Annotated in this window: 10 protein-coding genes and 1 pseudogene; 3 read left to right on the plus strand and 8 right to left on the minus strand. The window is 69.6% G+C overall.

All coding sequences use genetic code 11. From position 1 onward, the window contains the following. Positions 1-134 precede the first annotated feature (134 nt). The 3 genes from AC069H_RS01555 to AC069H_RS01565 all read left to right on the plus strand — a co-directional run bounded on the left by AC069H_RS01555 (position 135) and on the right by AC069H_RS01565 (position 4,049). On the plus strand, positions 135-1,910 hold the full coding sequence (locus tag AC069H_RS01555; RefSeq protein ID WP_478231004.1) for a sensor histidine kinase: 1,776 nt from the start codon (positions 135-137) through the stop codon (positions 1,908-1,910). Continuing rightward, positions 1,907-2,557, plus strand: a complete 651-nt coding sequence (locus AC069H_RS01560) for a response regulator (protein WP_034314268.1) — start codon at positions 1,907-1,909, stop codon at positions 2,555-2,557. The genes AC069H_RS01555 and AC069H_RS01560 overlap by 4 nt, the downstream gene beginning before the upstream one ends. A gap of 184 nt (positions 2,558-2,741) precedes the next feature. After that, entirely contained in the window at positions 2,742-4,049 is a 1,308-nt protein-coding gene (locus tag AC069H_RS01565) for an amidohydrolase family protein (RefSeq protein WP_478231005.1), read from the plus strand. A gap of 183 nt (positions 4,050-4,232) precedes the next feature. Here AC069H_RS01565 and AC069H_RS01570 read toward each other — a convergent pair whose 3' ends face one another. The 8 genes and pseudogenes from AC069H_RS01570 to AC069H_RS01605 form a co-directional block, all read right to left on the minus strand. Beyond that, positions 4,233-4,919 carry an SDR family oxidoreductase gene (locus AC069H_RS01570; RefSeq protein WP_478223991.1) on the minus strand — a complete coding sequence of 229 codons (687 nt, stop codon included), beginning with the start codon at positions 4,917-4,919 and terminating at the stop codon, positions 4,233-4,235. A gap of 66 nt (positions 4,920-4,985) precedes the next feature. Then, a complete protein-coding gene (locus AC069H_RS01575) occupies positions 4,986-6,713 on the minus strand; it encodes an arabinofuranosyltransferase AftB family protein (RefSeq protein WP_478231006.1) in 1,728 nt (575 codons plus the stop codon). 53 nt (positions 6,714-6,766) lie between these two features. Further along, complete coding sequence (locus tag AC069H_RS01580) at positions 6,767-7,384, minus strand: class I SAM-dependent DNA methyltransferase (RefSeq protein ID WP_478231007.1); 618 nt, start codon at positions 7,382-7,384, stop codon at positions 6,767-6,769. 32 nt (positions 7,385-7,416) lie between these two features. After that, a complete protein-coding gene (locus AC069H_RS01585) occupies positions 7,417-9,036 on the minus strand; it encodes a DUF7850 domain-containing protein (RefSeq protein ID WP_478231008.1) in 1,620 nt (539 codons plus the stop codon). Between the two features lie 112 nt (positions 9,037-9,148). Beyond that, entirely contained in the window at positions 9,149-11,260 is a 2,112-nt protein-coding gene (locus AC069H_RS01590) for a PhoX family protein (RefSeq protein ID WP_478231009.1), read from the minus strand. Between the two features lie 179 nt (positions 11,261-11,439). Continuing rightward, positions 11,440-13,482, minus strand: coding sequence for a PhoX family protein (locus AC069H_RS01595; RefSeq protein ID WP_478231010.1), 2,043 nt, complete (start codon positions 13,480-13,482; stop codon positions 11,440-11,442). Positions 13,483-13,580: 98 nt separating this feature from the next. Continuing rightward, complete coding sequence (locus AC069H_RS01600; protein ID WP_478231011.1) at positions 13,581-14,837, minus strand: MFS transporter; 1,257 nt, start codon at positions 14,835-14,837, stop codon at positions 13,581-13,583. Continuing rightward, positions 14,827-15,188, minus strand: a pseudogene (locus AC069H_RS01605) (MarR family winged helix-turn-helix transcriptional regulator). Before AC069H_RS01605 ends, AC069H_RS01600 begins: the two are co-directional and overlap by 11 nt. Between the last annotated feature and the right edge of the window lie 57 nt (positions 15,189-15,245).

Genomic DNA, 15,245 nt, shown 5'->3' on the forward strand with positions numbered 1-15,245 from the left:
CTTCGCGGTGAACCGCCGGTGTCCACTTCGGGCAGACGGCCAGTGCTGATCACCCGCGTATCGGCCGATCGGCCGACCCGGCTCGGGCCGGTCGGCCAAGGTGCGGACGGCGGCCGATCCTCTACCGTCACGGTGTGACAGCAGGTCCGGCCCAGAACAAGTTCCCCGCGCGGGTGAGTGCGCTCGCGCGACGTATCGGCATGCCCGCCGTCGTCCTGCTGGCCGCGCTCGCGTTCGACCTGGTCTTCGTGACCGACGCCGCCTTCGACGACACGGGCCCGCGCGGGATCGATCTCCTGCTCTTGCCCGGCATCTTCGCGATGGTGTTCTGCGCGCTCTGGGCACAGAAGCGGGCCGCCGTCGCCGCCGTCGCGGCCTCGGTCGTGCTGGTGGCGTACACGCTGGTCGTCCGGTATTTCAACATCCCGACCTACTCGAGCGTGCTCGCCCATCTGTCCATCACAGAGGTGGTCGCGGGGGTCGAGGTCCTGTTCTACGCCGCGCGCCGGACGCGGCCGGGTGTCGCCTTCGCCGTGATCTCCGGTCTGGTGCTGGCCACGCTGACCGCGGTGTCCGGCCGGTACTACTACGGCAGCGAGTCGAACGGCACCATGGCGCAGGCGATGCTGTTCGGCGGTCTCCTGCTGGGCGGCACACTGCTCTTCGCGATCCCCGGACGCGACCGGACGGCGCATCCGAAAAACTACGAGAAGCTGCAGAAGCTCAACAAGCTGGTGATGGGCCAATGGCCGCTCATCGGCCTGCTGGGCGTCGCGCTGATCCTGGAGTTCGGCTTCACCTACGAGAGCGGGGCGCACGGCTTCCCCATCCTCGTCTGCTCGATCGTCGCGGCGATCATCGCGATCGCCGCGCCGCGGCGGCCCGCCGACGCGATGGTCGTGCTCACCGCGGTCATGCTGCTTTCGGCGCTGGTGACGCCGTTCCTCCGGCTCCGCTACGACTACCCGACCCCCGGCGGCGTGCCGGGCACGCAGGTCGTGGCGGGGATGGGCCTGGTCGTCACGCTGGTCCGCGCGGTCGGGCTGAGCAAGGCCGCGTCGCGGATCGCCGGGCTGTCGATGGTGGTCGCCGTGGCCTCCATCCTCAACACCAAACGGCCCACGCCCCGGCTGATGACCGACCCGGACGACATCGCCGGCCTCGTCGTCGCCGCGCTGCTGCTGCTCGGCATCTCGGTGGCGATCGGCCTGGCGTTGCGGTCACGGGATTCGGAACGCACGCAGGTCATCCAGTCGGCGATCAGCGACGCGCAGACGTCGGAGCGGATGGCGCTGGCGCGGGAACTGCACGACGTGGTCGCCCACCACGTCACCGGGATCGTCGTGCAGGCGCAGGCGGCGAAGATGATGGGCGAGAAGAATCCGCAGGTCGCGGTCGAGGCGATGGGCCGGATCGAGGACGCCGGGGTGGAGGCGCTCGCGGCGATGCGCCGGCTTGTGCGGAGTATGCGCGGTGACGCCCCGGCCGGGAGCAGCGAGTTCAGCGAACAGGCCACCACCGATCTCGCCGCCGATCTGCGGACGCTGGTCGAACGGTCGAACCACGGCGTGCAGACGTCGATGAAGCTCGAACTGCCGCCGAACGTGCCGCACGAGGTCGGGCGGTCGGCGTTGCGGCTGGTGCAGGAGTCGCTGACGAATATCGGCAAGCACGCGTCCGGCGCGAAGGAGGCGCTGGTCATCGCCGAGGTGTGCGAGAACGAACTGCACCTCCAGGTGACCGACGACGGACGCGAGCCACAGGGCCGTCCGGCGGGCGGGTCGGGCGGCTACGGTCTGATCGGCATGCGCGAACGGGTCGCCCTGTTGCACGGCCGGCTCACCGCCGGACGGGCGCCGGGCGGCGGATGGCGCGTCGAAGCGTGGCTACCACTTGAAGGAGAAGAGTGATCCGGGTACTGATCGCCGACGACCAGGACATGGTGCGGATCGGCTTCCGGATGATCCTGGACGCGCAGGACGACATCGAGGTGGTCGCCGACGTGCCGGACGGCGTCTCGGCGGTCGCGAAGGCGCGCGAACTGCGGCCGGACGTCTGTCTGCTGGACATCCGCATGCCGGGGATCGACGGTCTCGAGGTCACCAAGCAGCTGGCGGGCCCGGACGTCGCCGATCCGCTGAAGGTCGTGGTGGTCACGACGTTCGACCTCGACGAGTACGTGCACACCGCGCTGCGGAACGGTGCGAGCGGGTTCCTGCTGAAGGACGCCGGGCCCGCGCTGCTGATCGAAGCCGTGCGAGCGGCGGCGCGCGGGGACGCGCTGGTGTCGCCGCAGATCACCGTCCGGCTGCTGAAGCATTTCGACGGCGGGGCGGTGAAACGCGACGTCACCCCGCCTTCGGAGCCGCTGACCGCGCGGGAGCTGGACGTGGTCAAGGCGGCCGCGAAGGGGCTGACGAACACGGAGATCGGGGCCGAGCTGTTCCTGTCGCTGTCCACCGTGAAGACGCATCTGGCGTCCGTGCAGGGCAAGGTCGGCGCACGGAACCGGGTGGAGATCGCGGCCTGGGCGTGGCGGAGCGGCGTCGTGGACTGAGCTGAGTGTGGGTGCAGGCGACCGAGGTCTTTTGATCTCTTGGAGTCGCGCCCTTTTGGCTGAAGGCCCCCGCTATCTCGGCGGCAGGGCGCCGACAAGAAGTCCGTGACATTGATGACCAGCCACGCCCTGGCGACGAGATAGCGGTCGGCGCGATAAAGAGTACGGTCCGTAAGCTCCATATATGCAACGCCGTTTCCACGCTCCTGTCGTTCTCCCCGCCGACCCCGCTTGCTCGTTGCTGCGTGACGCCGTGGTCGACGTGGACGAGACGGGCCGCGTCACCCATGTCGGTCCCCTGTCCGGGGCCCCCGAAACGTCCGCTCCCGTGACCCGGTTGAGCGGCATCCTCCTGCCCGGGCTGGTCAACGCGCACGCGCACAGCCCGATGACGCTGCTGCGCGGCATGGGCGGCGACCTGCCGCTGCTGCCGTGGCTGACCGAGATCATCTGGCCCACCGAAGCGAAGCTGGAGCCCGCCGACATCCGCACCGGCATGATGCTGGGCTCGATCGAGATGCTGCGGCACGGCGTCACGACCAGCGCGGAGATGTACTTCGAAGGCGAGCAGCTCGCCGACGCGGTGCTCGCCACCGGTGGCCGGGTGGTGCTGGCCCCGCCGATCATGGAACTGCCGGGGATGGACTGGCGCGCGATGCTGAAGAGCATCGAACGCTGGATCGACACCGACGGTCTCCGGTTCGGGCCCGGTGACCGGATCGAGGTCGGCTACGGGCCGCACTCGGCGTACATGCTGAACGAGGAAGCGCTGCGGGCGACCGCGGAATCGGCGGCCGAGCGTGGCGCGCTGGTGCAGATCCACGTGGCCGAGGCGGCGCTCGAAGACGTCAAGCAGCGTGAAGCGCACGGTTCGGTGCCCGCGCTGCTGGAGAAGGTCGGGATGCTGCGGGGCCGGACGCTGGCCGCGCACGCGATCCACCTGTCCGACGAGGACATCGCGCTGTTCGCCGCGCGCGGCGTCGGGATGGCGCACTGTCCCGGATCGAACGCGAAGCTCGCCTCGGGCATCGCCCGGGTGACGGAGCTGCGGAAGGCGGGCGTCGCCATCGGGCTCGGCACCGACGGCCCGGCGTCGAACGACGACATCGACCTGTGGGAGGAAGTGCAGCTCTCGGCGATGTTCGCGCGGCTCGCGACCGGTGACTCGACCGTGCTGACCGCGGCCGACGCGTTCCTGCTCGGCACCCGCGGCGGCGCGGACGCGCTGGGCCGGACCGACATCGGCGCGCTGGAAGCCGGCCGGTGGGCGGACATGGTGCACGTCGACCTCGACGACCCGGCCTTCGCGACCGGTATCGACGTGCCCGACGCGCAACTGTTCGCGAACCTGGTGTGGGCCGCGGGCTCGCGCCGCGTTCGCGACGTGTGGGTGGCGGGCGAGCAGGTCGTCGGCGACGGCGAACCACTGCGGGTGGACCGCGGCAAGGTGCAGGCCGAAGTCGCCCACACCGCCGCACGCCTGCGCTCTTAACTCACCTACGCAGCCCCCACCCGTCCCAGGGGGGCGGCCCCGAGGCCAGTCTATCGGGGGTGGGCGGGGCGGGACCCGGGAAAGTGCTGGTCAGGGCGGAGTTGTCCACAACGGTGAGGGGCTGTGGACAACTGGCCCGCGCGCCCAATGCGACATTGGGAACCCGCGCGCTGCTAAGCGAGGCTAGACCAGGCCGCGCGGCCGGAGGGTCACCTCGGTCGGGTGCGCGTCACCGGTGGCGGAGACCGCGGCGAGGACGGCGGCCGCGACGGATTCGGGGCGCAGAAAGCGTTCCGGCTCGTACGCGCGGCCCTCGTCGGCGACGATCGCCTGCTGCATTTCGGTGTCGGTGCGACCGGGGTAGATCGACGTCACCCGAAGCGCGGACTCCTCCTCGCGCAGGGAGTCGGCGAAGGCTCGGACGGCGAACTTGCTCGCGGCGTACGGACCCCAGCCCGGCCGCGCGTTCTGCCCGGCGCCCGAGTTGATCACGACGACGTGCCCCTTCGAAGCACGCAGCGCGGGCAGCAACAGCCTGGTCAGCGTGACGACGCCGAGGACGTTGACCTCGAAGTTCGCTCGCCAGTCGGCGTCGGTCGCGGTCTCGACCGTGCCGAGCCGCGCCACGCCCGCCGAGTGCACCAGCACGTCCAGCGCGCCGATTTCGGCGGTCGCCGTCTCCAGTGTCTCCGTGTCGGTCAGGTCGATCGGCCACGGCTTCGCCTCGGGCAGTGTGCCCGCCAGTTCGCCGAGCGCGCCGGCGTCGCGGCCGCCGAGCAGCAACCGGTGGGTCGGGGCGAGCGCGCGGGCGGCCGCGGCACCGATACCGCGGGTGGCGCCGGTGACGAGAGCCAAGGGGAGATCAGCCATGCCGGCCACGCTAGTGGGTTCGGATCTGGACCGGTAAACGCGTGTCCAGACGGCGAACTCGCGTGATCAGGGGGCGCAGACGACAGGCGGCGTCGCCACCCTCGGGAACCGGATGGAGCCGCGGGTGAACGAACCGGCGAGGTTGTCCGCGAAGCGGCCGGCCGTCAGCGGATCCCGGACCGACGCGTCGATCGCCACGAGAGCCTGGCAGTCGAGCGCCGCTCGGGCGGCGGCGACGTCCGCGGCGCGGACCGGACCGCCTTCGGCGATCGGGAGCCGCGCCGAATTCGCCAGCTCCCACACCGGGGGCAGCCATTTCTGGTGGCCAGGACGGCCGCCGGGGAGCGATGTCGAATGGGCGGCGAACGGGTTGGCGAGGCCGTAACCGTCGCGCAGCCGCATGTCGAGCGGGATCAGCAGGCCGAGCGCGCCCATGCTGTCCGCCGCGACGGTCACGTACGGCCGGTCCGTCGGGTACGCGTACCAGCGTCTGGTCGTGTAGTCCTGGATCAGCACCGCCGGACCTTCCACACCCCGGACGGCCGCCAGCGCCGACGGCATCAGCGGGTGGCCGGCGTAGTCCTCCGCCAGGATCGGATGCTCGTGCCCGGTCGACCGTGACCAGAACGCTCGCTCGTCCGTGACGCCCACAGCGCGCGGAGAAGCCGAATACGCCGGGCGAAGCGATGCGGCGGCCACGAACGCCCAGATCCCGACGGCGACCAGAAGCGCCACGGTCACCCTCGTCACCGGCACGGCCAGCACCGGCAGGAGCAGGCAGAACAGCGCCGGGAGCAGCATGCGCCCGTGCATGAAATCCCCGCCGACCCGGATCACGTACACCGCGAGCAACACCGCTCCGGCCACCGGAACCGCGGTGAGCACCACGAAGGTTCTGTCCATAGTGGACGAAACCGTGACGACCGCGGCCGCGAGCAGCAGCAGCGGGAGCCACAGCCAGTACGGCTGGACGAGATCGGCAAGGTAGGCCCATCCACGGGCCCAGTTCGCTTCCGACGCCTCCTTGACCAGCGCGGTGTTCGGCGTCAGCAGACCGTAGTAGCCCATCCGGAACACCTGATACGCCAACGGGAGCGCGGCCGCCACGGCCATCAGGCCCATCGCGTGGCGACGTCCCGGCCGCGCGAGGACGAGCAACGCCGCCAAGGCGACAGCGCTGAAGAGGGCGAGATCGGGCCGCACCAACGGCCCCAGCCCGGCGACCAGCGCGACCGGCCAGGTACGCAGATCGTCCATTGTGGACGTACGGCGGACAAGCAGCCACCAGGTACCGCCCAGCCACAAGGTGATCAGCCCGGTCTCGAGCCCGGACGTCGCGAAGTCGCGGAACGGCGGCAGCGCGCAGACCACCAGCGCCCCGGCGGGGGCGAGTCCGTGGAACGCCAGCGGCTGATAGAGCCGCCGGGCGCCGTCCAGGCCGAAGAACAACCCGGCGACCGAGAAGACCAGCCCGGTGACCACGGAGACCCACTCCAGCGGCACCCCAGGGAGCAGCCCGAGGACGCTCAGAACCGCCGTCCACAAAGGACTCGTGTTGGTCTCGACCCGCTCGCCGACGTTGAACACCGGACCGTTGCCCGCGAGGATCTGCCGGACCGTCCGCAGCACGATCAGCCCGTCGTCGCTCATCCAGCGACGGCGCCAGGCCAGGTCGGCGTAGACCATCAGGACCAGGCCGAACCCGAACCAAGTCCAGGTCGACGGCCTCAGGTACCAGGCGCGCGAAGGCCAGCCGGGCGTGTTCTCACCCGTCGTCGTGTTCGTCTGCGTCATGGCCCCGCCCGCCTCGGTTGCGTGCGCAGGAGATCAGGTCCGCGGCCCGCGAGTCAAACCGCACGGCCGGACAGGCAGGACTGTGGCCACTTCCTCCCTTCCATGGCCAGCCGCGCGGTGACCTCGAAGCCCGCCTGCGCCAGCAGATCCGCGATCCGGCCGGGATCCAGCAGGTAGGCGTCGTAGGTGACCGGGTGGCCGTACGCCGTCTCCGGGCTCAGCCGCTCGTCTCCGACATGGAACCCGAGCAGTACTCGCCCACCAGGCACGAGGGTGCGACGGAACTCCGCGAACACCGCCGGGAGCTCCTCCGGCGGCAGGTGGAAGATCGACCACCAGGCGACGAGACCGCCCAGTTCGCCGTCCGGGAAGTCCAGGGCGGTCATCGAGCCGACCGAAAACCGCTGTTCAGGGTAATGACGACGGGCTATCTCGACCATTTTCGGCGACAAGTCGACACCGGTGACGTCGAGGCCGAGCGCCGCCAGGTGAGCGGTGACGTGGCCAGGACCGCAGCCGACGTCGGCGACCGGGCCGCGCACCTGCTCGGCGAACGCGACGAGCATCGCGCGGCTGATCGGCTCCCGGTCGAAGAGCGGTCCGATCCGCGCCGCGTAGTCCTCGGCGACGGTGTCGTAGGACTCGCGGGTGGCGTCGAGATGGGAAGTCACGGTGGACGACGTTAGCGGCACCCACCGACAATTCACGGCTCGATCAGCCCGGCGTCCCTGGTCAGGTCCTCCGGCGCGTTCGGCGAGGCCACCGGCGTGCAGCCGGTCGCGGGGTCCGCCGCCGAGTCGGTGCCGTCGTGGTGCGCGACTCCGGACCGGGTCAGCCGGCGCGAGCCGACGTCGAAGCACACCTGGTACGAGCCCGGAAGCACCCGTTCGAAGGCGTACCGCCCGTCCGGCCCGGTCACGGTCGAGGCCGTCTCCTTGCCGGAAGCGTCCTTCAACGTCACCTTCACATCCGGAACGCCGAGCTCGTCGCGGCGCTGGAGGCCGTCCTTGTCCTTGTCCAGCCACACGAAGTCGCCCAGCCTGCTCAGCGGCGCGACGAGACCCGCGGCGAGCGTCAGGTCGATCCGTTTGCGAGGGCCGACGGTGGTGGTCGCGGTGCAACCGGTCGCCGGGTCGGCGTCCGAATCCTTCGCGTCGTCGCCCGCGTCCTTCGCCGTGTACGTGAAGGGAAGCCCGGCGATGTCGAAGCAGACCTGGTAGATGCCGTCTTTCAGCTTGGTGAAGCGGTACTTGCCGTCGGCGCCGGTGGTGAGCGTCCCCAGCGCCGTGCCCGACGCGTCCTTCAAAGTCACCTTCACGCCCTGAACGCCCGGCTCCCCGGGGTCCTGCAGGCCGTTCCGGTCGACGTCGTCCCAGGCGAATTCGCCGATCTCGTCGATCGCGGGCGGCGGGGTGACCTTGATGGTCGTGGTCGCGGTCTTCTTCGGCAAGGTTCCGCTGGAGACGGTCACGGTGCTGACGTGGCCGTTGTCCGCTTCGGTGATGTTCTTGTGGTCGCAGGCGACGGTCGCGGACTTGCCGGCTTCGAGGGTCGCGATCGGGGTGGGGTTCACGTCGCAGTACGGGTCTTCGACCTTGATGCCGGTCAGCGTCGTGGTGCCGTCGTTGGTGACCGTGAAGCGGTAGTTCGCGGTGGTGCCCGCCTCGAGGGTGGCCGTGGCGCCCCAGGCGCCGCTCGCCGGGTCCCGCACCTCCGCCTTCGCCGAGAACGAGTCGACCCGCAGGTGGACGCAGTCCCACATGACCCAGTTGCGGTCGGTGGCGGCGAAGAACTTCACCGAACCGGCCGACGGCGGGGCGATCGACGGCGGGAAATCCTGCCGGGCCAGTTTGCCGTCGGCCTCGACGGCGTGCACGACCTTGAGCTTGTTCTCCAGGACCACCTTGCCGGACCCGTCGTAGAACCGCAGTCCGGTCTCCTGGACGGCGTCCGCGCGCCGGAGGTTGCCGTCGTTCGTGCCGGTCCAGTCGGTCAGCGTGTAGACGGCGCCGGGCACGAACTTCATCGCCGCGTAGGCGGTGCTGACCATCTTGTCCGGCGTCGAGATCAGGGCGTATTTGCCGCCGTCGGGCTGGTAGCCGCTGGCCGTCGACAGCCGGGGTTGCTTGCTCCTCGGCGTGCCGGGAGGTACCGGGGCGGCGGGGTTGAACGTGTAGCCGGCGGGCGGGCTGCCCTGCTCGAGGCTCGGGTTCGGCGCGGCGCCACCGGCGCAACCGGACGGGACGGTCGCGGCCTGTGCGGACGAGGGAAGGATGCCCGCCACGAGTGCGCCTGCCGTCATGAACACCAGTGCCCTTTTCACAGGGCTGAAGCTAATGAGCGCGGCAGGGTTCCGTAATCACCGAACGGTGTCGTCCGGCGCCCCGATCAGGCAGAACAAGTCTCGCCGAGAGTGATCGGGGCGCCGGAGGCCACTACTTGACGCCGATACGGCCGACCTGGCCCCAGCGGCCCTTCTTCCACACCGAAACGATCGACGGCCGCGGCTGCGACGTGCCGCCGTCCGGCCAGTGCGACACCGGGCTGCCGGAGTTCGGCGCGTCCTCACCGGGGTGCTGGACCGCGACGAGCACCAGATGATCGGTCACGACCGGACCACAGGCCTCACCGCCGTTCGGCACGGTGAGGAACTGCTTGACCTGACCGCGCTGAGGCCCGGTGACCGGCACCGAGAACAAGCCGTCGTTCGAGCCGAGCGCGTTGCCGTCGGTGGAGATCCACAGGTTGCCGTGCCGGTCGAACGCGACGTTGTCCGGGCAGGAGATCGGGCTGACCTGCTCCTTCGGGAAGCCGCCGAAGTAGGTGTCCGCCGTCTTCGGGTCACCGCAGACCAGCAGGAGCCGCCAGGAGAACTTCGTCGACGCCGCGTCGCCGCCGTTCTCTTCCCACTCCAGGACGTGACCGTTGCGGTTGTTCGGCCGCGGGTTCGCCTCGTCGACGTTCGCCTTGCCCGCGGGGCCGCGCTGGCTGTTGTTGGTCAGCGCGGCGTAGATCCGGCCGTTGACCGGGTTCGGCTCGATGTCCTCGGGCCGGTCCATCTTGGTCGGCTGGACCTTGTCCGCCGCCTCGCGGGTGAAGACGTAGACCTCTTCGGCGGTGAAACCGTCCACAAAGGACTTGTTGCCGGAGGCCAGCGGGATCCATTCGCCGACGCCGTCGAATTCGCCGTCCGAGGGAAGTTTCCCGGTACCGTCGATCTCGGAAGCCGGGCTGTCGCCGGTGAAGCGGGCGACGTAGAGGGTGCCGTCGTCGAGCAGCGCCGAGTTGTGGCGACGCGCGTGCGCGCTCTTGCCCGGCTTGTACTTGCCCTTGGAGACGAACTTGTAGATGTACTCGAACCGCTCGTCGTCACCGGAGTAGACGGCGACCCGGCCGTCCTTGGTGATCTTGACGTTCGCGGCCTCGTGCTTGAACCGGCCGAGCGCGGTGTGCTTGATCGGCGTCGAGTTCGGGTCGTTCGGGTCGATTTCGACGACCCAGCCGAACCGGTTGGCCTCGTTGGGCTCCTGCGCGAGGTCCCAGCGCTTGTCGAACCGCTCCCACTTGCGGGTGCTTTCGGTGCCGGAGAAGCCGTACCGCTTCAGGCGTGCGGCCGCGACGGGGTCGGTGACCTTGGCCGCGTTGGCGAAGTACTGGTTGACGTTCTCCTCGCCGGAAAGCACGGTGCCCCACGGGGTCACGCCGCCGGCGCAGTTGTTCTGCGTGCCGAAGACCTTGCGGCCGGTCGGGTCCGCGGACGTCTTGAGGTACTTCGAACCGGCGGCCGGGCCGCGCACCTCGAACGAGGTGTTCAGCGTGATGCGGCGGTTGAACGGGCTCGGCGTCACACGCAGGGCGCCACCGATCGGGTCGCGGAAGGCCTGGACGACCGAAAGGCCGTGCGCCGCCCACGCGATCTTGACCTGCTCCTCGGTCGGGTTCTTCGGGTCGTACTGGTCGACCGGGAACATGTGGACCTCGGTGGTGTACTCGTGGTTCACCACCATGAGGTTGCGGATACCCAGCGGGTCCTGCGGGATCAGGCCGACGAAGTCGCAGTTGTAGCCGAACTGCTTCGCCTGCGCGGCCGCGGTCTGCTTGTGGAAGTCGAACTTCGGCGCGCCCCACTCGACGGCGTCGCCCCAGCGGATGACGACGCGCTGCTCGTAACCCTCGGGGATGGTGACCGCGTCGAGCGTGTTCGGCGGCACCGCTTCGAAGTCGGTGCCCGGCACCGGACGTCCGGGGCGGCCCGGCTTGCCGTGGCCCGCGGCGGCAGCACTGGATACGTCAGCCGGGGTCTCGGCGGCGGCCGTGCCGGACAGCGCGGCGAAACCACCGGCGGCCGCGGCCATCACGGCGCCGGCCTTCAGCGCGCCACGACGGGACAGCATGTTCTTGACGACGTCGCCGAAGTATTCGTTGTCCGACGTGTTCGGCTCGGGGTGGGCGCACGCGTTGCCGCAGCGGTACTCGCAGGTGACCGCGGAGCGGCCACCGGGGTGGGAGGTGATCAACGGCAGCAGCCGCTGAGGCTCGAAGGACACAGGGCCTCCATGGTCGCGGTGGGTACACGTAGTCCAGTCGGGGGAACGCCGTGACGTTAAGCGACCAAAACGATCCGGCTCTGGCCAGAAGATGAACAGCGCGCGAACGAGCGATGGCGCGCTGCCGGACCCGGCGGCGCGCCATCGACCAAAAGTACTGCTAGATCGTTGCTTTTCGACTAAGAACCGATGTCGGCCAGGCCATGCCTGCCCGGTTTCCACACCGCCACCACCGAGGGACGGGGCTGGCTTTCGCCGCCGTCCGGCCAATGGGAGGCCGGTTTGTCGGCGTTCGCGCCGTCCACTTCACCCGGATGCTGGACACAGACCGTGACGATCTTCCGCTCGACGATCGGGCCGCAGGTCTCCGCGCCGCGGGGCACGGTGAGGAACAGCTTCAGCTCGCCGCGGTTGCGGCCTTCCAGCGGCACCGAGTAGAGGCCGTCGTTGATGCCGAGGGCGCCCGCCGAGTCGGTGGAGATCCAGAGGTTGCCGTGCCGGTCGAAGGCCACGTTGTCAGGGCTGGAGATCGGCGAGACCTGGTCCTTGGGGAAGCCCGCGAAGTAGGTGTCCGGTGAGGCCGGATCACCGCACACTAGGAACAACCGCCAGCTGAAGGTCAGCGCGAGCGCGTCGCCGCGACGCTCTTCGAGCTCCAGCACCTGCCCGTGCTTGTTGTTCAGCCGCGGGTTGGGCTCGGTGGCGCCTTCCTTGCCGGGGTTGCCGCGTTCGACGTTGTTGCTCAGCGCGCAGTAGATCCGGCCGGTGTACGGATGGGCCTGGATGTCCTCCGGGCGATCCATCTTGGTGGCGCCCACCTTGTCGGCCGCCTCGCGGGTGAAGACGTACACCTCTTCGGCGGTCATTCCGTCCACAAAGGACTTGTTTCCCGACGCCAGCGGGATCCACTCGCCGCCGCCGTCGAATTCACCGTCGCTCGGCAGTTTCCCGGTGCCGTCGATCTCGGCGGGCGGGCTGTCGCCGGTGAACCGGCCGACGTAGAGCGTGCCGTCGTCGAGGAGGGTCATGTTGTGCCGCCGGGCATGCGCGCTGTCGCCCGGCTTCATGCGGCCCTTCGAGATGAATTTGTAGATGTACTCGAAGCGCTCGTCGTCACCGGAGTAGGCGACCACGCGGCCGTCCTTGGCGACGCGGATGTTCGCCGTCTCGTGCTTGAACCGGCCCAGATGCGTGTGCTTGACCGGGGTACTGTCCGGATCGTTCGGGTCCAGCTCGATCACCCAGCCGAAGCGGTGGGCCTCGTTCGGTTCCCTGGCGATGTCCCAGCGCGCGTCGAACCGTTCCCACTTGCGGGTGGTCGCGGTGCCCTTGATGCCGTACCGCGCGTAGCGCTTGCGCTTCACCGGATCGGCCACCGTGTCCGCGTTGCCGAAGTACTGGTTGATGTTCTCCTCGCCGGACAGGATCGTGCCCCACGGCGTGACGCCGCCCGCGCAGTTGTTCATCGTGCCCAGCACCACCGTGCCGGTGGGATCGGCGGCGGTCTTGAGCAGGTCGCTTCCCGCCGCGGGACCCGTGACCTTGAACGGCGTGTGCAGCGTGATCCGCCGGTTGTAGCGGGACATCTTCGGCCGCAGGTGCCCGGTGTCGCGGCCGCGCGTCACCTGGACGACGGTCAACCCGTGGGCCGCCCAGGCGATCTTGACCTGTTCCTCGGTCGGGTTGTCCCGGTCGTAGCCGCGGAACATGAACTCTTCCGAGGTGTACTCGTGGTTCGTGACCAGGAGCGAGGAGAGGCCCCAGTGGTCGAGCGGCAGCAGCGCGGCGAAGTCGCAGTTGTAGCCGAACTGCTTCGCCTGCGCCTCGGCGGTCTGATGGTCGAAGTCGAACTCCGGCGCGCCGGGCAGCACCGCGTCACCCCAGCGGATCACGATGCCCTGTTCGTAGCCCTCGGGCACCACGACGGCGTCGAGAGTGTTCGGCTGGACCCGCTGGTAGTCGGTGCCGGGCGGTGGTTTCGGACGGCCCGCCGGTGCCGCGGAGGCGGGGGCGGCGAGCGCGAGCGGCGCCCCGGCGGCCAGCGCGACGACTGCGGTCGCCTTCAACGCGCCGCGGCGGCTCACCGCGCCGAGCACGTCGGCGAAGGTCGGGTTGTCCGACGTGTTCGGCGCGTCGTGGAAGCACGCGTCGCCACAGCGGTAGGTACAGGTCACTGACGCCCGGCTTGGTGAGTGGCCGGCCAGCAACGGAAGGAACTTCACGCGGACCTCCGGTCAGGCAGTTCGGGAGGTCGACGCTAAGGCACCGGACCGACGAGAGGAAACCCCTCGTTGGTCCGGTGTTCACCCTTTGTTCCGATTCACATCTCTTCGCCCACGAGGACCGCCCCGGCCGGAATCGTGTGCGGGTCGGCGGACTTCTCGCGGATCGTCAGCAGGGCGCCGGCCAGCACGCACAGGATCGCGGCGATCACGAACGGCGCCTGCTTGGCGCCGAACCACTCGGCCAGGTGACCTACGACGGTCGCGGCGACCGCGCCGCCGAGCCAGCGGCAGAAGTTGTACCCGGCGCTCGCGACCGGACGCGGGGCGCCGCTGATCGACATCGCCGTCCCGGTGAACAGCGTGTTGAGCAGGCCGGACACCAGACCGGACAGGATGATGCCGACGACCAGCACCGGCTTGCTCGGGATCGCCATGACCAGCAGCAACACGGCGTAACCGAAGACGGCGACCACGGTCGCGTGCCGCTCACCGAGCCTCGCGGCGAGTTTCGGCGCCAGCACCACGCCCGCGACGGCGACCGAAAGACCCCAGCCGCAGAAGATCAGGCCGACGGCGACGGCGCTCCACTCCAGCACGAACGGCGACCAGGCCAGCACCACGAAGAACGCGGCGGTGTAGAGCGCGGAACCGATGGACGTACGCAGCAGGCCACCGTGCTTGAGCGCGCGGAACGGGTCGAGCAGGCGGATCTTGGGCCGCTTTTCCTTCGCGTCGGTGGTCAGAAAGATCGAGCACAGCACGAGACCGCACAGCATCAGCAGCGAGGTGCCGAGGAACGGGCCGCGCCACGAGATGCTGCCGAGCAGGGCGCCCAGCAGCGGGCCGACCGCGAGACCGACGCCGAGCGCGGCTTCGTACAGCAGGATCGCGCCCGCCTGGCCGCCGGTCGCGGCGCCGACGATGACCGAAAGCGCGGTCGCGATGAAGAAGGCGTTGCCGAGACCCCAGACCGCGCGCAGCCCGATGAGCTGCTCGATCGAGCCGGACGCGGCGCACAACGCGGTGGCGACGACGACCAGCGTCAGCCCGGCGACCACGGTCCGCTTGGCCCCGAACCGGGCACTCATCGCGCCGGTCACCAGCATCGCGACCGCCTGGACGCCGAGGTAGCTGGAGAACAGCAGCGTCACTTCGGACGGCGTCGCCTTCAGGCCCTCCGCGATCGACAGCAGGATCGGGTCGACGAGCCCGATGCCCATGAACGCGATGACCGCGGCGAACGCGGTGATCCATACCTGTTTGGGCTGCCCGTGTTTTTCCCACCCCCCTGCCCTCCGGGCCCGCCCCCCGTTGACGGCGTCCAACAGGCTCGAGTGGTGCTCAGCGCTCATCGCGGATCAGTTCCTCCTTCTTGTCTTCGTGCAGCAACCTGGTGAGGGCGGGGAGCGCGGCTTCGATCGCGGCGCGGTCGGTCTCGTCGAGTTCGAGGAGCCGTTCGCGGAGGAACTCCTCCCTCGCGACGATCAATCGCCGATGGAAGCGCTGTCCCACCTCGGTGACCTCGACGAGCACCGCCCGGCCGTCGGCGGGATCGGGATGGCGGCTGACCAGCCCCAGCCGTTCGAGGCGGCGGACGACGTGAGGGCGAGCCGCACCTGCGGGGTCTCCCGGCGGACGAGGTAGTACAGCCGGAAGACCAGCGGGCGGAGCCGATGGGCGAGATCGGCGACTTTCGCGGTCACTTAGCCATGCTAACTAAAATTACTGAGCATTGCTAAGTAATCTGCCGCACAGACTTG

The organism is Amycolatopsis sp. NPDC043887, assembly GCF_056435665.1.